Raw genomic sequence first — 18,463 nt, forward strand, 5'->3', positions numbered from 1 at the left:
TGCGGAATGGCGAATCGGCCCAGTTGGCGGGATAGACCGGCCGGTAGAGGGTGAAGTCAAGGGTCAATTCAAGAACGACAGGTGATTGTGCAGCGTGGCGTACCCGACGAACGCCACGGAATCAATAAGAAAGTGCGCAACTATGAGAGGAACAACGCGGCGGAACCGGAGAAAGAAAAACACGAAAATGACGCCCATGACGGCATTGCCGAGGAAACCGCCGAACCCTTGATAGAGGTGGTACGAACCGCGGAGCAGCGCACTGGCCACCACGACGGCCGGTAGCCCCCAGCCGAACTGCCGCAGCCGGGTTACCAGGTACCCGACCACGACCAGTTCCTCCAGCATCGCGTTCTGAGCCGCGGACAGCACCAGCACCGGGATCGCCCACCACACCTTGGGCAGCGCCTCCGGCACCACGGTCGCGTTGATGCCGGCGGCATGCGCGGCGAGGTAGAGCCCGAGGCCGGGGATGCCGATCAGGGCGGCCAGGCCGGCGCCGGTACCCAGGTCGAACCCGGCGCGCCGCGGTTCCAGCCCCAGGACCCTCGGCGCCGGGCCGCCGTCCCGGTTGAGCAGGTACACCGCGAGCAGCGCGGGTACCACCGCGAACCCGATCTGGGCGAGTTGGAAGGCGAGGTCGAGCCACGGGCGGCCGGGCGCGGCCGAGCCGTTCAGGGTGGCGGTCTGCTTGGAAAGGGACTGGGTCGCGGTCAGCCGGCCGACGATGTCGATCATCGCGTACACGGCGCTGTAGCCGAGCGAGACACCGAGGACGAGCAGGACCTCGTTGCGCAGGGCCGCCCGGCTCGCCGGGGTGCCGGGCCCTGCCGGCGCCGCCACACCAGCCGACAGATCAGTCTCCACGCGGCCAGATTATCCGGCGACCGGCGCGTCCCGGTGCGGACGACGGGATCAACAAGTACAGGGGCGCGGGGCGCGGATCGCTCCACACACGCCCGGAGGTCGCACAGTCTGTGCGATACCGGTCAACGCACCGTATCCACTCTGGTACGGCACACCTACAGAGCATCACCGAACGCCAACGCAGCGCTAACCTTCCCCGAGCGTAGAGGGCGTCATGAGCGACTTGTCACGGTTACTGAAAGAAAGCTGGGCGCTTGTCGAGGACAAGCAGGACAAGGTAGCGGGCTATTTCTACGCTCGCATGTTCCTGTCCAACCCCCAACTCCGCGACCTCTTTCCGGTACAGATGGACGTCCAGCGCACCCGGCTTCTCAGCGCGATCGTCACCGCGATGCAGACCATTGAGGATCCGGAACGGTTCGCCGAGTACCTGGGGTCGCTCGGCCGGGACCACCGCAAATTCCAGGTCGTTCCGGAGCACTACACCGAGGTGGGCAAGGCGCTGGTGGAGGCGCTGCGGACGTTCGCCGGCGAGGACTGGTCCCTGGAGTACGACCAGGCGTGGCGCGACGCGTACCAGGCGATGTCGGAGCGCATGATCGCGGCGGCGGAGGCCGACACCAACCCGCCCGTGTGGCACGCCGAGGTGCTCACCCACGAGCGGCGCGCCCTCGACGTCGCCGTGTTCACCTGCCGGCCGATGGAGCCGCTGAACTACCGGGCCGGCCAGTACGTGAGCCTGGAATGCTCGTACCAGCCCCGGCTGTGGCGGCCGTTCTCCATCGCCAACGCGCCGAACAAGAGCGGCGAACTGGAGTTCCACGTCCGCTCGCTGGGTGCCGGCTGGGTCTCCGGCGCACTGGTACGGCGCCTGGTGCCGGGCGACATGCTCCGGCTCGGCGCCCCGATGGGCACGATGACGCTGGACCGGAAGTCCACAAGGGACATCGTGTGCGTCGCCGGCGGCACCGGCCTGGCGCCCATCAAGGCACTGGTGCAGGAGCTGACCCAGTTCAACCGCACCCGGTGGGTGCACGTCTTCTTCGGCGGCAGGACCCGCGACGACCTCTACGACCTCGAAGAGCTCAGCGAGCTGGCCGCAGCGCACCCGTGGCTGTCGGTGGTGCCGGCGTGCAGCGCGGACGAGGGGTACGCCGGCGAGCAGGGCGACATCAGCGACGTGGTGGACCGGTACGGGCCGTGGCGCGAGCACGACTTCTTCGTGGCCGGGCCGATCGCGATGGTCCGCGCGACCCTGCGCAAGCTCACCGAGCTGGGCGTCCCGTCGGTACGCGTCAAGTACGACTCGTTCTCGAAGTAGAGCTGTACCGCCACGGGTTGCCCGTGCCCCGGTACTCCTCCACCGGTACCAGCGCGTTGTCCGGTGCCATCCGGTCCACGTACAGCCGGCCCTCCAGGTGGTCTATCTCGTGCGCCACCAGCCGGGCCAACCCCTGCTCGTACGCGGTGATGACGCTGGACCCGGCGAACGTCGCGTTGCGTACCTCCAGCCACAGCGGCCGGCGTACCCGGCCGCGGACGTCGAAGAACGACAGGCATCCCTCGAACTGCTCGTCGGCCTCGGACGACGCCGCCACGATGCCGGGATTGAGCAGCACCACCGGCGGCGCGTCCGGCTCCGGCGGGCGCACGACCGCGGCGGCCCAGTCCAGGCCGAGCTGAGGGGCGGCCAGCCCCATGCCCTTGCCGAACACGTGCAGCTCGTTGATCCGGTCCAGCGCGGTGAGCAGCCGGTTGACGACCTCGCGGGCCATCGGCTCCTCGGCCGGCAGGTCGAACTGCCGGGCCGGCTGGCGCAACTGGTCGCTGCCGCGCTGCACGATGCCGACCGCGCGCATGCGCTCGCTTGCGCGCAGCCGGCTGAACTGGTTCTCCACCGAGATGCGGGGGGCCGGCACCCGGCCGCGGAACCGCCACTGCAACCGGTACCGGGAGGACAGCGGCGGGTTGTTCGTGGCCCACTCGAAGACCGTCGTGTCGCCGTCGGTCGTCTGCTGCACCGGCGTCCGCAACGGCGACTCGGCGGTCAGCGACGTCTGCACTCCCCAGACCGCGGGCGCGGCCTCGGCCGGGAACCTCAGCCGGACCGTCAGCCGCCGGGTGGGCAGCCGGACCGCCCGCTGGAACCAGCGCCCCCACTTGTCCTCGCCGACCTGGTACGAGTACCGGATGACGGTGCGCTGCCCGCGGTACAGCGGGAAGCGGGACTGGTCGTTCTCGAACAGCACCCAGATCTCTTTGAACGAGTCCCGGTCGTGCGTCGCGCGCCACTCCATCGGCTCGCCGGGACCGTCCAGCCCTTCGCCGTGGAACGCGGCCAGGTTCAGCTCTTCCCAGGTCAGTGGGTTTTCCCGGTAGTACCGGTTGGAACGCTCCGGTTCACCCGGAAACCGGTCGACCGCCACCCGCACGGGGTAGCGGGTGACCGGTTCGGTGCCCGCGTTGTAGAGGTGGCGCCGGATCTCGCAGCGGTACATGCCGTCCACATAGGACAGTGTGGCGATTTCGTGCTCGACAATCAGCCCGGCGCCGGGCGGCAGCCACTGGCCGGACACACCGCTGGACTGCTTCGGACCGACGCGCTCGCGGCGCAGCTCGTTGTACTCCGCGAAGCGGGCCCAGATGGCGCCCCCCGCCTGCAGTACCGCCTCGGCGCGCCGGGCGAAGTCCTCGGTCGGACGGTGCCGGCGACCCTCGACATGGCTGACGTAGGACGGGTCGAAACCCATGTCGGAGGCCAGCTGCTTCTTGGACATCCCGCGTTCGGCTCGCCATTGGGCAAGCTCAGCGGCGAAGGCACCAGCTGCCCCGTCAAGGGGTGAGGTGGTCATTCGATCGCCTCATATAGACCGGGCTCCTGATATGGACCGGGCTTCCAGTCTCTGTCGACCGCCCAAGAAACTCCAGTACTGTCAGCTACCTGACAGTTACTCACGGATGAATTCCTCCGACCGAGATCGCCGGTACCGCCGGTGTTGCCCGCCAAGAGTGGTTAGCCTTGCCTTAGTCAGCTAGGGTGGGCGAGTTGCCCGCAGCCGGGAAGGGGAGACGTGTCCGCGCTCGCGCACGCCACACACCCCCTATCCGCGAACTCGCTACCGGCCCGGCCCGCCGACCCCCTGAGCCCGATCCTCGACTGCCTGGCGGCCGTACGGCGCCGGCACGGCGAGGCACCGGTGCACGGACTCGCGCCCGGCCTGGTGGTCCGCGACCCGACCGGCTGGCTGCCGGCCACCTGGTTCGCGGACGGCACGGCGCTGCCGGAGTTGCTCGACGCCGCCCACCGGCGGTGGAATGCCAGCCCGCACGCCGCCGCGGCGCTGGCCTGGAAGTCCTACACGTACTGGCTGGCACTGCCGGCGGTGCTCGGCTACGCGTACGCGCGCCGGATCCCCGTCATGTCGGCGGAGAACACGCTGGTCCGGCTGCACGTGAGCGCGCCGTTCCTGGAGATCGGGCTGCGCCGCCCGCAGGTCGCGGTGCTGCCCGGCGACCCGCTGGCAGCCGACCCGCCGAATCTCGGTGGAGTCGAGCGCCCCGCGCGCCCGTCCGGCGTCCGCGTGGTCGAAGACCTGGCCGCGTTCCTGAAGTCCACCATGGTCGACCAGCACCTCGCGCCGGTACTGGACGCGCTGAGCGCCCGGGTGCGCGTCGGCCGCCGTACGCTGCTCGGTTCGCTCGCGTCCGGGGTCGGGTACGCGCTGGTCCGGGCGCACCACGCGCTGCCCGAGCCGGCACCGGAGACGGCGAAGACGCTGCTGGCCGCCCTCGGCGTCGACGACCTGGCCGAGGTGTCGGCCGACGCGGAGGTGCGGCGACACACCTGCTGCCTGGCGTTCACCCTGCCGGAGCCGAAGGTCTGCCGGGGCTGCTGCGTCCCGCCCCGGACCGACCGCGCCGCCGCTCGCTGAGCCGGGCGCGGCCCGCTACGAGCCGTCGAGCGCGCTGGTGTCCCAGATCGTCACGTCGTCGACCTGCCGGCCCGGGCCCACCAGCTGATCCAGCGTCGCGCGCAGGTCGTCGGCGTGCGGCGCTCCCGGCCCCAGCACGATCAGCCCCGCGTCCCAGAACCGCACGTCCTGCCGGGCCTGCTCGCGCTGTTCGTCGCCGACCGGCGGTACCCCGCCGTTGTACCCGACGTTGCTCAGCAGCCCCGCAGTCGGCCGGGTCTGCGGCCCGTAACCGCCCTTGCCCGACCAGTCCGGGCCGAGGAAGTAGCCGCCCACTGCCCGGTATGCCTGCCCGGTTGCGTTGTCCCAGTTCATCGCCGTGATGTTGCCGTCCCAGGTGGTGTCGGCGGACAGCACCGAGCGGTCGCCACGCAGGTACCCGCGCCAGTCGCCGCTGGTGAAGAACGCCGGTACGGCGGGCCGGGGCGCCACCGGCAACTGGCGCGGGATCACCGGTACCAGGGCGAGGGCGAGCGCCAGGCCGCCCACCCACCCGTACCGCTGGCGAAACAGCTGTTCGACCGCGTACCCGAGCAGTACCGCCACCACCGGCACCAGCACGAGTCCGAGCCGGGTCGGCACCACGCTGTCGAACAACGGCAGGTGGTTCAGCCAACTCCACGGCGCGTGCTTGACGACCGTACGACCCCGGTAGGTGACGCTGGCACCCAGCGACAGTACGAAGAACACCACCCCGACCACGGCCAGCGCGCGCACCGCGGCGCGCCGCCACAGCCAGATCACGATGATCAGCAGAGCGACCAGCAGCGGCCAGCCGAGGAAGGTGTTCTCCTCCGGCTGCGGTGCCAGCTGCCCGTCCGCGACCGGCTGGCCGATCAGCGACAGCTTCGCGAACGCCGGATAGCTGGCCAGGTCGGCACCGTACCCGAGGACGAAGTCGGGCAGCCCGTGATAGTGCTGCGGACCGAAGAACTGGTACCACAGCGGGTACGCCAGCAACACCACCGCGACCGCCGCTCCGGCTGCCGCCCCGCGCAGGAACGGCAGCACCGCGACCCGCACCTCGTTCGGCCGGAACACCGCGTACCCGGCCACGAACAGCCCGGTCGCCAGCGCGGTCAGGAACAGCAGCTCCTCGTTGATGAACGCCTGCCAGGTGACCAGCAGGCCGAGCACGATGCCGTGCCGCACGGTACGCGTCGACAACGCCCGCCACACGATGACCGGGATGAGGAACTGGGCTACCAGGTTCGGGTGCGCGTTGGTGTGGTTGACGATGCCGGGCGCGAACCCGGCGAAGGCCCCGCCGACCGCGGCGGCCAGCCGGTTGGACACCAGATGCCGGGACAGCACCAGATACCAGGCGGCGGCGGTGGCCGTCATGCCGAGCGTGAGCATCAGGACGAACGCCACCGACGGGCCGAACAGCAGCGTCACCGGTACCAACGGCACAGTCAGCCCGAGCAGACCGGTGTTGGCCATCAGGTTCACGCCGTACGGCGCGTTCAGCCGCGGGGTGAGGAACGGGTTCTCGCCATGCGTGAAGATCCGGACGGCGTGCCGCAGTACCCACTCGAAGAACGGCGGATCCGAACTGTTCGCCGCCGGGTTGAGCTGCCCGAAGCCGTGCCAGAGCCGGGCCAGCACGGTGGCCGCCATGGCCAGGTAGATCAGGATGACCGCGACATCCACGATCCGGTCGTCCCAGCCGCGCGCGACCTCGGTCTCGCCGGACGCCTCGGTCTCGCCGGGCACGGTCTCGGCAGGCAGCGCCGCCTCGGCGGGCGCGGTCTCGACCCCGTCGGTGGCGGGGCCCGCGGTCGGAGGCTCGGTCTCAGGCATCGAGCGCGAGCTTAGCCGCCGACGATTTTCCGGACGTCCCACAGCCAGACTCCATTGACCCAGGTGGGCTGAAAGCCGAGCAGCGCGCTGGTGGTCCGGCTGAGCAGCGCCTCATTGCGCCCGGGCGCGAGGATCACCACCGCCGCCCGCCAGTAGCGCAGGTCGGCCAGCGCGTTCCGGCGGTCCGCCGCGGTCACCGTGGTCGCCCGGGCACGCGCCGCCTCCGGGTCGCGCGGCTTCACGACGGTACCCAGCGGAGTGTCCCCGCCCACGTACGGGCTCGGCTGGTACGGCAGGAGGTACACCGCGTACAGCTTGGTGGCGGTCGGACGGGGCGGTGCGCCGAACCGGGCGGCCCGGTTGGTGGTACCGCTCGGGCCGAGGAAGTACCCGCGCGGGATCTGGTACGCCAGGCGGGTGCTCGCCTGCCAGAGCATCGGGTCCGGAAACCGGTACGCGGGCAGCGGTACCGACACGATCGTGCGCCCCTCCGGCACGTACCCGCGCCACTGGCCGCTGGCGATGAACCCGGGCACCGGCGCCCGACCCACCGTCGGGATCGGCGTCGGCAGCACCGGAATCAGGGCGCCCAACAGGACGATCAGCCACAGCGGCGCCCAGTGCAGCCGGGTGCGCCGCGACCCCGACGTCAGGTCCAGTACTCGCTGGATTCCCAGTGCCAGCAACATGCCCAGCACCACGATGACGGCGAACGCGTACCGGCCCGGTACCGACAGGTCGACCAGCGGCACGTAGAGCAACAGCCGGTACGGCCCGGGTACCCCGGTGTGATGGTTGCCGATCTCGATCTTCGGCCCCAGCGAGAGCACCGCGAAGATCAGCGCGGTCACCGCGCCGGCCCGCACCAGCGCGCTGCGCCGCCACAGGTACACCGTGACGACCACGGCCAGCGCGACCAGCGGCCAGCCGAACGACGCGTTGTCCTCGTTCGGGCTCTGGCCGAGCGCGGGCGCGGCGACCCGGCCACCGACGGATTCCCGGGCATAGGTCACGTAGGCCACTGCGTCCAGCTGGTAGGAGCCCGGCGGGAAGGGCAGCCCGTGGTACGCGTGCGGGCCGAAGAACTGCCAGTACACCGGGTACGCCAGCAAAACACCACCGGTGAGCGCGGCGACGCCGAGCCCGATCAGGAAGCGCCGCACCTCGCGGCGTGCCCGTTGCCGGTCGAACAGGGCGTACAGCACCACGAACGCACCGATCGCCAGCCCGGCGAGAAAAAGCACCTCTTCGTTCAGAAATGCCTGATAAGTAATCAATAGCCCGAGCAGAATCCCGCGGCGTACCGGCCGACCGGCGAGCCGCAGCGTGGCCAACGCCATGAACGGGATGGCGAACTGGGCCACCAGGTTGGGCTGGCCGCTGGCGTGCGCGACCATCGCCGGCGCGAATCCGCACAACCCGGCGCCGACGAAGGCGCCGAACCGGGACTCGACCAAATGCCGGCTGAACACGTAGTACCAGGCCAGCGCGGTCAACCACAACGCGAGCGTCAGCATGACCGCGAACGCCACCACCGGGCCCCAGATCAACGTCACCGGCGCGAGCGGGATGGTCATACTCAGAGCAGATGTATTGGCCATCATGTTCACGCCGGCCGGTACGTTCATTCGGTGGGTGAAGAACGGGTTCTCCGGGTGAGTCACGAGAAGCGCACCGCGCGCCAACATCCATTCGAAGAGGGTGTGGTCACCGTGGTTGCTGGCGAGTAGCCTGCCCGAGACGTCTCGCCAGAGGTGCGCGGTGGTCTCCAACGCACCCAGCAGGAAGACCACGCAGGCAGCGACATCGGACCGGCCCGGTCGGGCACGGCGGGGCGGAGGCTCGGATCGCCGCACCGCCGTTCCGTCCCTTGGTGTGCCCGGACTCGAGTCAGTCATAATCACTGTTCCGGTGATTTTCAGAAATGGGAGGCCCCCTTGGTCCCATCCTCATCTCTGGCAAATCCCCGTGTTGTCGTGAGAGCACGTATTCATCCCGTAGAGTGCTTGGTAGGTGACCTGCCGAGCAGTCAGAGGAGTTCGCTCCATGCCTGAGATCACCGGAGACCAGCGGATCCAAGCGGAGGTGCTGGAAGGGCTCGCCACGGCAGTCAACCACCGGCGCTGGTTCGTCGAGTTCGCCCTGGAATACCTCGGCGACAACCCGATCGAGATCGGCAGCGGGCTCGGTGACTACGCGCTCGAGTGGGCACCGCACTTCGCCCGGTTCACCGCGACCGAGGCCGACCCCGACCGGCTCGTGCTGCTGAAGGAGCGCCTGACCGGCCACTCCAACCTCGAGGTGCGGCAGATGCTGCTGCCCAGCGACGATACGGACACATACAGTGGCGCGGTCTCCTACAACGTGCTGGAGCACATCGAGGACCACGTGAGCGCGCTGCGGAGCATGGCGCGACTGGTGCGGCCCGGCGGCGCGATCGTGCTGATCGTGCCGGCGTTCCCGTTCGCGATGAGCCCGGTCGACGTGGCCACCGGCCATGTCCGCCGCTACACCAAGCGGACCATGGCCGAGGCGCTGCACGCCGCCGGGCTCCGGATCGAGCGCCTGCACTACGCCAACGCGCTCGGGCTGATCGGGTATTACATGGCCACCAGCGTGTTCCGGCTCACCCCGAGCGAAGGGCCGATGGTGAAGTTCTACGACCGCTTCGTACTGCCCCTGACCAAGGGCGCGGAACAGCTGGTCCGGCCGCCGTTCGGGCAGTCGGTGTTCGCGGTCGCCCGGGTGCCGGAGATCGCCGGGTAGCGGCTCACGCCGCCAGAAACCCGCGGACCGATTCCCGCAACTGTTCCGGAGTGAGCCCGTGATACCGGGCGTGGTCCTCGACGCTGCCGTACCGTCGCGGATCGGTGCGCGTGACACCCAACGCCAGCAGGCGATGCGGTACGGCGACGAGAGCGTCGGCCACCTGTGCCGCGGAGGTACCGGCGAAGTAAGGCTCCACCAACACGACGTCGGCGCTCCCCGTACCCGACACCAGAGCGCGCAGGCCGACCTTGTCGAACGGGCGGGGCGTGTGCGTGTACGCCACCGTCACGTCCAGCCCGTCCGTGGCCGCCAGTACCGGGTCCAGCATCGGCCCGACCGCGACGACCGTGGCGGCCTTGCCGTGCCTGATCGGCACCAGCCCGTACCCGTCGTGCGCCCGCTCGTTCGCCTGCGTGGACAGCCGCAGGTACACCGGATCGTCGTGCCCCGCCGCCGCGCGCAGCAACGGCTCCACCTCGGCCGGGTGCCCCGGCACGTGCACCGTCCAGTTCCCCAGCGTGTCGATGAGCGCCACGTCCCCCGGCGCGTGGTGGGTACGGCCGACCCGCGACGAGTCGTACGACGCGCCCACACTCACCAGGATCGCGCCCGCCCCCTGGTGGTCCAGGTCCAACTTCACCTGCTCGAACGCCCGCTCGACCAGGAACGGCGCGTACGTGTGGGCGATCGGGCGCAGGCCCGTCTGAGCCAGCCCGCCGGTGACGCCGACCAGCAACTGCTCCCGGATACCGACGTTGATGACCCGGTCCGGATGCTGCCGCGCGGCACCGACGAACTCGGCCGCCGAGATGTCCGCGAGCACGACCGCGACCCGCGGGTCCTCGTCGAGCAGGGCGGTGGCGGTGTGGATGAACTCGTCACGCATCGGACTCACCATTTCCTTTCCACAGTCGCGATGACGGCGCTCGGTTTGCCAGTCTCGGATGCCCGCTTGCCCGTCTGGGATGCCGGCTCGCCTGTCTGCGATGCCGGCTCGCCTGTCTCGGATGCTTCGGTGAACGCGCGCTCCAGCGCGTCGTGGTCACGACCATCCACTGTGGACGTATGCCACCCGTTCACCGCGAACCGCGACGCGATACCACCCGGCCAGCCGTGCGTCGCCGACTCGTTGTCGACCACCACCGCCGTCAACGAGTCCAGCCCGACCGCGCCGGCGTACGCGATCGCCTCGTGATTCGAGCCCTCGTCCAGCTCCGCGTCCCCGAGCAGCACGAAGACCCTGGGCCGCGTCAGGCCCTGAGCCCGGAGGCCGAGCGCCATCCCCACGCCCAGGCCCAACCCGTGGCCCAGCGATCCGGACCCGATCTCCACGCCCGGAATCAACGTGCCGTCCGGGTGGAACCCCAGGCGGCTGTCCCTACCGCCGAGGTCGTCCAGCCAGTCCACAGGGATGAACCCCTTGGCCGCCAGTACCGCGTAGAACGCCGCCGGCCCGTGACCCTTCGAGAGCAGGAACCGGTCCCGCTCCGGGTCGTTCACAGTCTCCGGCCGTACCCGCAGGATCCGGTCGTACAGCACCCACAGCACGTCCAATGTGGACGTCGCGCTGGGACCGTGCTTCTCGTCACCCGTGATCCGGCTCAACAGCCGGTACAGATCCCTCGTCGTTGCCGCTGTTGTCGTCATGCGGCTAGTCTCGGACCTGAAGTTAACTTCAAGTCAAGGAACACATCGATGCAGTTGCTCACCATCGGCGAACTGTCCGCCCGCAGCGGGGTGGCCCCGTCCGCGCTGCGCTACTACGAGCGGCTCGGCCTGATCCGGTCCACCCGTACCGGCGGCAACCAGCGCCGGTACGAGCGGGCCGAGCTGCGCAGGGTCGCCTTCATCCGGGTCGCCGGGCAGGTCGGCGTACCGCTGGAGGAGATCGGTGCCGCGCTGGCCGGCCTGCCCGACGGGCGTACCCCCACCAAAGCCGACTGGGCCCAGCTGTCCCGGCAGTGGCGCGGCCGGCTCGACGAGCAGATCCACCTGCTCGAACGGCTGCGCGACCGGCTGTCCGGCTGCATCGGCTGCGGGTGCCTGTCCATGGCCAGTTGCACCATGTTCAATCCCGCCGACCGGCTGGCCACCACCGGGTCCGGGCCGCGGCGTTTACTGGCCGAGGACCAGTAGCACCTTCCCCGTGTGCGCGTTCTCCGCCACGACCTCGTGGGCGCGGGCCGCCTCCGCCATCGGGATCCTACGGTCGATGATCGGACGGATCGCACCCGACTCGATCAGGGGCCACACTTCCTCTCGTACCCCCGAAACGATCTGAGCCTTCTCCTCCGGCGGCCGTGCCCGCAGCGCGGTGACCGACACGCTCCCGCGCTTGGCCATCAACGCACCCAGATTCAGCTCCCCGCTGCGACCGCCCTGCAGGCCGATCACCACGAGCCGGCCGTTGGTCGCCAGCGCCTCGATGTTGCGCTCCAGGTACGACGCCCCCTGAATGTCCAGGATCACGTCCGCCTTGCCCGTCATCGCCTTCGCGAAATCCTCTTCCGTGTAGTCGATGACCTGGTCCGCACCCAACTCCAGCAGCCGCGCGTGCTTCGCCCGGCGGGCCGTGGTGACCACCCGGGCGCCCAGCGCCTTGGCGAACTGGATGGCGAACGTGCCGATGCCGCTGCCGCCGCCGTGGATCAGCACCGTCTCGCCGGCCCGCAGGTGCGCCACCTGGATGAGGTTCGACCAGACGGTACAGGCGACCTCCGGGAAGCCGGCCGCCTCGATGAGATCGCCCGGTACCGGCAGCAACTGGCCCACCGGCACCGCGACCCGCTCCGCGTACCCGCCGCCGCCCAGCAGGGCGCACACCCGGTCGCCGACCTGCCAGCCGGTGACCCCGTCGCCGAGTGCGCTGATGGTGCCGGAGCACTCCAGCCCCGGGTACGGCGGAATGCCCGGGGGCGGGTCGTAGGCACCCAGCCGCTGAAGGAGATCGGCGCGGTTGACGGCGCTGGCGGCCACGTCGACGATGACCTCACCGGGGCGCGGCTCGGGGTCGGTTACCTCGGTCCAGGTCAACACCTCGGGACCGCCGGGCTCTCGAATGATGATCGCGTGCATGGGGTCCATTCTTGCCTCGTGGCTTTTGGGTCGCGGTGGCCGGTCTCCGGTTCTTCGCTTTGGTCTTTCCGTCTTCCTTGGTCCGGTCCCCCCTTTGGTTCGGTCCTCCCTTTTGGTCCGGTCCTCGCGGCCGGAGTCTCTTTGGCTCAGCCGAAATCGGACACGGGTGATTGTCAGGCAGGAAGGCCGCGGGTTTCGGGGTAACCCTTATGGTCGAACGTATGTTCGACTACGGTCCTGGGACATGGAACGGCGCAAGCACTGGTGGAACGGCAAATGGGGCCGGCTGGCCCGGGAAGACATCCTGGTGTCGGAGGACGCGGGCACCTGGTGGGTGGAGGCCCGGGAGGGCGGGGCCGAGGGCCGCAGCCGCTGGTTCGAGCTGCCGAATGAGGACCTTGCGCTGGACTGTGTACGGGATCTGATGACCGTTTCGCAATTCGAGGGGTGGCGGGAGTTGCCGGTTGGTTGATTGCTCCACTGTGGACAATGCCGTCGCGTTCTTCGCGGGAGGCGCCGCGCTCCCGGCCCGGCGGCAGTCACGTCGGCGGGCTCGGCGCTGACGGCGGACGCGGGTCATGGCACACTTAGCACGGCTGCGACCGGCCGCGTGATCACGATCGTAGATCTTGCGGGTACGGGAAGCGGCCGAGGAGGGCTCGCCTAGTGGCCGATGGCGGCGGTCTTGAAAACCGCTATGGGTGGTGACACTCATCGTGGGTTCGAATCCCACGCCCTCCGCCCAGGAGCAGCGAAGATGGCCTCTGACCAGAAAGAACCCTGGGCAAAGGCCACCTCCGGTCCAGGCCGGCGGGTCTCATACGGTCTCACCGGAACCCGCTCAGACTCATGTGCTGAGTCGACCCGGTCACCGGATTGCTTGGCGAGAGTTGACCACTACCCACCGGTCAACCTCGTCTTCTGACTTCGGCGCGACCCACTGCACGTTGCCCATCGAGTGTTCGCTTTCATCTAGATCACGAACCTAAGTCCGCCTAGCGTGTCGATACGTTCCTACCCGGTATTTTCACCGCCCTCGTGGTCTGGTCGCAGGCACGCCCGGCCGAGGCCGGCGAATCCCCGATCGCCGATCGGGACTGCCCCGAGGGAGAGGTGAGATACCGCCAAAAAGGCCGTAGCCAGCGGCCCGATCAACACCAGCGCAGCGGGGGGATTAATACCGGCGAATCTTTGACCTGACCGGCTCGCGGCGCTTCACCCACCGCCGAAGCGATGACAGCGAAGTGGCAGGGGATGACCCAGACATTGGCAAGCATCGTGCGTAAGGTACCGTCCGCTCAAGAAACATCGCTGCCTCAGGAGGTACATATTTCATGCGACGCCGACGCCAACCGGCTATGTCGATCGTGAAGCGCACTACAACCTGGCTTGCCGTCATGGTGGCCGCGGCAGCTACGGCCACGGTTGTGGCTACCAGCCCATCGTTCGCCGCCACCGTTCCCACCAGCGCCACAGCGACATCATCGTATGGTTGGGTCCATTTCGACGCGGATACCCAGATACTGAGCATTCACGATTCGCACGCGGACGGCTACGGAATCGCGGCCCTAAACTGGCGGTATGACCTGGCCAATACAGGTCCATATATTGGGTGGAACCGCGAGGGCAACGGCACCACTACCTACTACTACCTGCACATGCCTTACCTGGGCGAGATCAAGTTTTACGCATGCCCCGAGCAAGACGGCGTATACATAGACGTGAACCACTCATGTGGTGAGGCTGCGTTTGGGTTCGCCGGCGGAGAAATTTAGCATAGTAGTCCAGCCGGGTCTACGAGACGTAGGCGTTTCTCGCTGTCGCGCGAACGCGTATCACGCTTGAGAACCGCTATGGGTGGTGACACTCATCGTGGGTTCGCGAATTCCATGCCCTCCGCTCGGCGACGGCGTCGGTGGGGCGCGGGTGGGGGCCGGCAGCGGACTGCGGGGGATCGTCGAGCGTCCGGGTGCCTTCGACGGCACGGGCGACGTGGAGAGCCCCTCGGGTGGTCCGACCGCGGTGCGTCTTCACGTGCCCCTCGACGGCGTATCGGCCACGGTGCACGCCGGCTGAACACCTGACCGGCGGCTGGCGCGAGGAGTGCGACCGTACGCCCGGGATCGTCGGCTACCCCCGGGCCGCCGAGGCGCCTCGGGCGCGGCCGAGCTATTGGTGTACGTGAGCCTCGCCAGCGGGCTCCGCCGCTCCTGCATCGGGTGCAGACTCGGCCTCCCGTACCGCCGGCTCATCCGAATGAGCGATCCGCGTCAGCTCACGCCACAAGGCAACCACGAAGATGGCCGAACCGACGAATGCGAACCAGAAGGGTGCCGTCACGCCGTACCGGCTGGCGATCGTGCCGCCCACCGCGGAACCGATGACGAGTCCGCCGAACACGCTGATGGTGTTCAGGCTGCCCACCCGGCCTTGCAGGTGCGTCGGCACAGCCCTCTGTCGGACCGTGATCGAGGTAGTGCCCCAGATGAACGCGTGCGCGCCGAACACGAACAGGATCGACGCCGCGACCCAGGCTGACCGGGTCAACGCCAGACCGAGGTGGGTGAGCGTCTCCAGGATCAGCCCAACCCGCATGACGTTGCCGAGGCTGACGCGTTTCGTGATCCAGCCGTACACCGCCGTCCCCAGCAGGCCACCGACCGCGGACACCGTGGTGAGCAGCCCGTACCCGACCACGCCGAGGCCCAGTCGTTGGTGCACGTAGAGCACCAGGACGGACCAGGCCGCCCCGAACGTGATGTTGAAGATCAGAATCGTCAACGAGAGGGTACGCACGGCGGCGTGGCGCACCGTCCACCGGAACGCCTCGGCGATGTCCTGCCGGAGACTGCGCGCTTCATCGGCGTCGCCACGGCCATGTGCGGGCAGCGTGACTCGCGAGATCAACACGATGCCGGCAGCGACCAGGATGGCTTCGGTCGTGGACGGCCAGACGCGGCCGATGGCGAACAGCGCGGCGCCGATCGGCGGCCCGGCGAGCTGATTCAGCGTGATGAAGCCGGTCTGGAGCCGGGAGTTGGCCAGCGCCAGGTCGTCACGCCGCACCAGCATGGGTGCGAGCGTGCCGGTCGTGTTGTCGGAGAACACTTCGGCCGTGGCCAGCAATCCCAATGCCACGAGGACGACGACCACGGTTACCCTGCCGCTCGCCATCATCGCGATGAGAGCGGCCAACACGATCACACGGGTAGCGTCCGCGACGATCACGATGCGGCGCCGGTTGAGGCGGTCGGACAGGACGCCCGCGTACAGGCCGAACGCCAAGGGCGGCGCCCAGCGCAGGAGAGCGGCGAGCGATACCAGCAGCGGGTTCTGCGTCAATGACGCGACGAGGAGAGGACCGGCCGCCGAGGCGACGCCGTCACCGAGGCTCGTCGTCCAGGAAGCGGCCAGCAACCACCGGAAGGCGCCTCCAAGGCGAGCCGGGATGAGACGCTCCAGGAGACTCCGCATAGCGGAACGAGCCTATGGACGGTCGGTACGGACCGCAAGGCAATTGACTACGTGCCGTTGCTGGTGGCCGGATCCCCTGGGCCGGCCGGCAGGGCACGGGGCGTCAGCTCCCCACGGCGTAGCGCCTCGTAGGCATCCCGCACCTGTGCCGCCTCCGGAAGCCCGGCCGCCTCCAACGCGCTCACGACCTCAAGCGCCCGCCAGTGATTCGACGGGACGATGCGCCCGGACAGGATCGCCACCTGCGTGACGCCCGCCGCCTCGTCAGGCCGGTTAGCCGCGATCAGCGCGAGCCCCAGGTCCACCTGTGCCGCCGCCACCCGTCGAGGCCACCCGCCTACGTGCTCCAACTGCGCGATGACCTGTCGGGCGTACCCCTCCGCGGCCGGGTCGCCCACCCAGGCCAGGGTTGTCGCGAAGTACGCCGTCGCCTTGCCCGGATCGTACTGGTAGTGGTGCTCGGGACGGTCCGGACGCGCGAGCCCCGCGACCAGGTGCTCCACCCGACCGATCGCCTCGTACGTCTCGTCGGCCCGCCCCAGCCGAGCCCACGCCCGGCCCTCCTGGGCGGTCGCCTGGATCGCCACCGAACTGTCGCGCGGGGCGACGCTCCGCGCCGCCTGGGCCAGCCGCAGAGCCGCCGGGTAGTCGCCATTGGTCAATGCGCTCCACGCGCGAGTCTCCAGAACCCACGCCTCGATCTCCCGATGCCCGGCATGACTGGCCAGGCTCGCCGCGGTCAACAGGCGCGCGTCGGCCATCGCCGGTTGCTTCAGATCGATGTGGAGGGTCGCGGCCAGCAGAGAGAGCCAGGCAGACACCACCACCAGGCGGCGGTGCTCGTCGAGCGTCTTGCGGACAGCATGGTCCAGCAGATCCGACGAGTACGCCAGGTACCGGCGTACTCGGACCATGAGCTGCGCGGGCGGGGTCACCGAGTACCGCATAGCGAGGTCGTCCACGACGTGCTCCAGCCGGCCCACGGTCTCGCCACCCACATCGCTCGCGGCCACCCGGCGGACCAGCTCAAGGGCCTCGATCTCATCCGCTTCGTCGTCAACGGGCGCCATGATGGGGGGCGAGACAGTGGCCGGTCTCGCCAACTCGTCGCCCCGTGCCATGGCGAGGCCCCCAGTCGCAGGCTCGGCGCGGGCCACCTCTGTCATCCGACGGCCCGCCGTACCAACCAGGCTAACCGGCGGCGCTGTCGCCGGACCGGTCGTCTGGTTACCCGCGGCCATGCCGATGTCCGCGGTGGTGATCCGGCGGTCGAGTGCTTCGCTGAGGACCCGCGCGATGAGTGCCGGTACCGAGCCGCGGGGGCACTCACCCTTGCGGACCCAGCGGTACACGGCCGTGTAGTCATAGGCGAGGCGTTGAGGTCCACCGAGTCCGTTGACTCGGCGGGCCAGCCCGGCGGCGGACATGCCGGCCTCGCTCATCAATGCGGCCAAGGCGTTGTTCGGCTGGCCCATCACGCCTCCCGAATGGTCGCGATGGCGCATACCGTACCGATCGGCGGCACACGCAGTCATCAGATTAGGGCGCTCCCACACATTTCACATGGGTGTTCACATGGTCTGCCCCGCGGATGCGACCGAGTTTGATCAGACCCCAGACCGCGTCGGGGTGGGTGCTGAGGCGAGGCTCCGCTCGCTCCGGCGCATTCCCAATCAGAAGGAGCGTGCGAATGAGCGCCTTGCGAGTACTCAAGCCAGGCGACGTAGACCATCCGCGGTGGTGCTCACCGGCTCACTGTCGGGCGGACCGCCTTGGCAGAAGCCATGAATCGGCACCGGTGCGGGTCGCCGACCTCACGCTGACCGTGGCACAGTCCACTTCGGAACGTCCGACCGAGACTGTGGTCATGATTGATTCATGCCCTGACGACCAGGAGATCGCCGCCGTGGTCGTGCGGCTCGACGACGTACCGGCGTTCGCCCGGACGCTCCTCGACCTCTACACCAGATAGGTCCGATGGTCCACATTGGACCTATCGGTCGTCCGGCTGCCCCGACTCATGCGTCGCGCACGCACCATCGCGGAAGAGCAGGATCGTCAGCGTCTGCTGAAGTTCCTCCCGGAAGAAGCCCGCATAGCCGTCCTCGTCCGCCCATGGTGCCAGGAGTTCGGCGAACCGCCACCAGCAGTGCGCCCACAGATCGTCCACCAGTACACCCGGGCGTGCAGACCCCACGCGTAGTGGTCCCCGCCCGAAGACGTGTACCGGTACTGCCGGTTCAGCGTCGCCGTCTCGCCGCCGGGCAGGTAACTGGGGGTACCGGGGCTGAGTAGCGGCTCGTCGTCGTCGATGGTCAGCCGGGGCGACCGTTCCGGCGAGAGGCCGAGGTGCCAGCGAAGCTCAGCCAGCACCTCGGCAGGCGTGTCATCGCGGAGGAACACGGAGAAGACGACCTCGAAGTGCCCGCTCATGGCGCCCTCCCGTTACCGCCGACCTCCGGCGCGGTAGCGAGCCGCCGGCCTCCGGCACAGTAGCGGACAAA

Annotated in this window: 16 protein-coding genes, 1 tRNA gene and 1 pseudogene; 8 read left to right on the forward strand and 10 right to left on the reverse strand. The window is 69.1% G+C overall.

From position 1 onward, the window contains the following. Positions 1 to 63 precede the first annotated feature (63 nt). Positions 64 to 867, reverse strand: a complete 804-nt coding sequence (locus Raf01_RS06240; RefSeq protein WP_373319476.1) for a CPBP family intramembrane glutamic endopeptidase — start codon at positions 865 to 867, stop codon at positions 64 to 66. Between the two features lie 214 nt (positions 868 to 1,081). Between Raf01_RS06240 and Raf01_RS06245 the strand changes: the two genes are divergently transcribed. Then, positions 1,082 to 2,188, forward strand: a complete 1,107-nt coding sequence (locus Raf01_RS06245) for a globin domain-containing protein (protein ID WP_203916757.1) — start codon at positions 1,082 to 1,084, stop codon at positions 2,186 to 2,188. Here Raf01_RS06245 and Raf01_RS06250 read toward each other — a convergent pair. Further along, complete coding sequence (locus Raf01_RS06250; RefSeq protein ID WP_203916758.1) at positions 2,163 to 3,719, reverse strand: peptide deformylase; 1,557 nt, start codon at positions 3,717 to 3,719, stop codon at positions 2,163 to 2,165. The genes Raf01_RS06245 and Raf01_RS06250 overlap by 26 nt on opposite strands. 219 nt (positions 3,720 to 3,938) lie before the next feature. Here Raf01_RS06250 and Raf01_RS06255 point away from each other — a divergent pair, with 219 nt between their 5' ends. Further along, positions 3,939 to 4,799 carry a hypothetical protein gene (locus Raf01_RS06255; RefSeq protein WP_239133415.1) on the forward strand — a complete coding sequence of 287 codons (861 nt, stop codon included), beginning with the start codon at positions 3,939 to 3,941 and terminating at the stop codon, positions 4,797 to 4,799. 15 nt (positions 4,800 to 4,814) lie between these two features. Here the strand turns inward: Raf01_RS06255 and Raf01_RS06260 are convergent, their stop codons facing one another. Next, entirely contained in the window at positions 4,815 to 6,641 is a 1,827-nt protein-coding gene (locus Raf01_RS06260) for a DUF6311 domain-containing protein (protein ID WP_203916759.1), read from the reverse strand. A gap of 11 nt (positions 6,642 to 6,652) precedes the next feature. After that, on the reverse strand, positions 6,653 to 8,497 hold the full coding sequence (locus Raf01_RS06265; protein ID WP_203916760.1) for a hypothetical protein: 1,845 nt from the start codon (positions 8,495 to 8,497) through the stop codon (positions 6,653 to 6,655). A 190-nt stretch (positions 8,498 to 8,687) separates the two neighbouring features. Between Raf01_RS06265 and Raf01_RS06270 the strand changes: the two genes are divergently transcribed. Then, positions 8,688 to 9,407, forward strand: a complete 720-nt coding sequence (locus Raf01_RS06270; RefSeq protein WP_203916761.1) for a class I SAM-dependent methyltransferase — start codon at positions 8,688 to 8,690, stop codon at positions 9,405 to 9,407. Between the two features lie 4 nt (positions 9,408 to 9,411). Here the strand turns inward: Raf01_RS06270 and Raf01_RS06275 are convergent, their stop codons facing one another. Further along, positions 9,412 to 10,296, reverse strand: coding sequence for a transketolase family protein (locus Raf01_RS06275; RefSeq protein WP_203916762.1), 885 nt, complete (start codon positions 10,294 to 10,296; stop codon positions 9,412 to 9,414). Between the two features lie 125 nt (positions 10,297 to 10,421). Further along, positions 10,422 to 11,057, reverse strand: a pseudogene (locus Raf01_RS06280) (thiamine pyrophosphate-binding protein); the annotation flags it as partial. A 48-nt stretch (positions 11,058 to 11,105) separates the two neighbouring features. Here Raf01_RS06280 and soxR point away from each other — a divergent pair. Beyond that, positions 11,106 to 11,546, forward strand: coding sequence for a redox-sensitive transcriptional activator SoxR (gene soxR, locus Raf01_RS06285; protein ID WP_203916764.1), 441 nt, complete (start codon positions 11,106 to 11,108; stop codon positions 11,544 to 11,546). Here soxR and Raf01_RS06290 read toward each other — a convergent pair. Next, positions 11,526 to 12,485, reverse strand: a complete 960-nt coding sequence (locus Raf01_RS06290; protein ID WP_203916765.1) for an NAD(P)H-quinone oxidoreductase — start codon at positions 12,483 to 12,485, stop codon at positions 11,526 to 11,528. The two genes, soxR and Raf01_RS06290, sit on opposite strands and share 21 nt — an antisense overlap. Positions 12,486 to 12,729: 244 nt before the next feature. Here Raf01_RS06290 and Raf01_RS06295 point away from each other — a divergent pair, with 244 nt between their 5' ends. The 4 genes from Raf01_RS06295 to Raf01_RS06310 all read left to right on the forward strand — a co-directional run bounded on the left by Raf01_RS06295 (position 12,730) and on the right by Raf01_RS06310 (position 14,561). Further along, the gene (locus Raf01_RS06295; protein ID WP_203916766.1) at positions 12,730 to 12,957 is read left to right on the forward strand and encodes a hypothetical protein; all 228 of its coding nucleotides are present in this window, start codon (positions 12,730 to 12,732) and stop codon (positions 12,955 to 12,957) included. Positions 12,958 to 13,137: 180 nt separating this feature from the next. Next, positions 13,138 to 13,226 (forward strand) — tRNA-Ser (locus tag Raf01_RS06300). A gap of 617 nt (positions 13,227 to 13,843) precedes the next feature. Further along, the gene (locus Raf01_RS06305; RefSeq protein WP_203916767.1) at positions 13,844 to 14,260 is read left to right on the forward strand and encodes a hypothetical protein; all 417 of its coding nucleotides are present in this window, start codon (positions 13,844 to 13,846) and stop codon (positions 14,258 to 14,260) included. A 97-nt stretch (positions 14,261 to 14,357) separates the two neighbouring features. Next, positions 14,358 to 14,561 (forward strand): hypothetical protein, encoded by a 204-nt coding sequence (locus tag Raf01_RS06310; RefSeq protein ID WP_203916768.1) that lies wholly within the window; start codon positions 14,358 to 14,360, stop codon positions 14,559 to 14,561. Between the two features lie 93 nt (positions 14,562 to 14,654). On the opposite strand, the gene Raf01_RS06315 is transcribed toward Raf01_RS06310, so the two are convergent. The 3 genes from Raf01_RS06315 to Raf01_RS06325 all read right to left on the reverse strand — a co-directional run bounded on the left by Raf01_RS06315 (position 14,655) and on the right by Raf01_RS06325 (position 18,392). Next, on the reverse strand, positions 14,655 to 15,959 hold the full coding sequence (locus Raf01_RS06315; protein WP_203916769.1) for an MFS transporter: 1,305 nt from the start codon (positions 15,957 to 15,959) through the stop codon (positions 14,655 to 14,657). A gap of 47 nt (positions 15,960 to 16,006) precedes the next feature. Next, entirely contained in the window at positions 16,007 to 17,434 is a 1,428-nt protein-coding gene (locus tag Raf01_RS06320; protein ID WP_203916770.1) for an NsdA family TPR-like regulatory protein, read from the reverse strand. Between the two features lie 583 nt (positions 17,435 to 18,017). Continuing rightward, the gene (locus tag Raf01_RS06325; protein ID WP_203916771.1) at positions 18,018 to 18,392 is read right to left on the reverse strand and encodes a hypothetical protein; all 375 of its coding nucleotides are present in this window, start codon (positions 18,390 to 18,392) and stop codon (positions 18,018 to 18,020) included. Positions 18,393 to 18,463 lie beyond the last annotated feature (71 nt).

It is taken from the genome of Rugosimonospora africana, from assembly GCF_016862975.1.
GTDB lineage: Bacteria > Actinomycetota > Actinomycetes > Mycobacteriales > Micromonosporaceae > Rugosimonospora > Rugosimonospora africana.

Bases quoted from the DNA above. Each gene is read 5' to 3' on its own strand.
- Raf01_RS06245 (WP_203916757.1), top strand. From the start codon at position 1,082: ATGAGCGACTTGTCACGGTTACTGAAAGAAAGCTGGGCGCTTGTCGAG.
- Raf01_RS06250 (WP_203916758.1), bottom strand. From the start codon at position 3,719: ATGACCACCTCACCCCTTGACGGGGCAGCTGGTGCCTTCGCCGCTGAG.
- Raf01_RS06260 (WP_203916759.1), bottom strand. From the start codon at position 6,641: ATGCCTGAGACCGAGCCTCCGACCGCGGGCCCCGCCACCGACGGGGTC.
- Raf01_RS06270 (WP_203916761.1), top strand. From the start codon at position 8,688: ATGCCTGAGATCACCGGAGACCAGCGGATCCAAGCGGAGGTGCTGGAA.
- Raf01_RS06275 (WP_203916762.1), bottom strand. From the start codon at position 10,296: ATGCGTGACGAGTTCATCCACACCGCCACCGCCCTGCTCGACGAGGAC.
- soxR (WP_203916764.1), top strand. From the start codon at position 11,106: ATGCAGTTGCTCACCATCGGCGAACTGTCCGCCCGCAGCGGGGTGGCC.
- Raf01_RS06290 (WP_203916765.1), bottom strand. From the start codon at position 12,485: ATGCACGCGATCATCATTCGAGAGCCCGGCGGTCCCGAGGTGTTGACC.
- Raf01_RS06295 (WP_203916766.1), top strand. From the start codon at position 12,730: ATGGAACGGCGCAAGCACTGGTGGAACGGCAAATGGGGCCGGCTGGCC.
- Raf01_RS06305 (WP_203916767.1), top strand. From the start codon at position 13,844: ATGTCGATCGTGAAGCGCACTACAACCTGGCTTGCCGTCATGGTGGCC.
- Raf01_RS06315 (WP_203916769.1), bottom strand. From the start codon at position 15,959: ATGCGGAGTCTCCTGGAGCGTCTCATCCCGGCTCGCCTTGGAGGCGCC.
- Raf01_RS06320 (WP_203916770.1), bottom strand. From the start codon at position 17,434: ATGGGCCAGCCGAACAACGCCTTGGCCGCATTGATGAGCGAGGCCGGC.
- Raf01_RS06325 (WP_203916771.1), bottom strand. From the start codon at position 18,392: ATGAGCGGGCACTTCGAGGTCGTCTTCTCCGTGTTCCTCCGCGATGAC.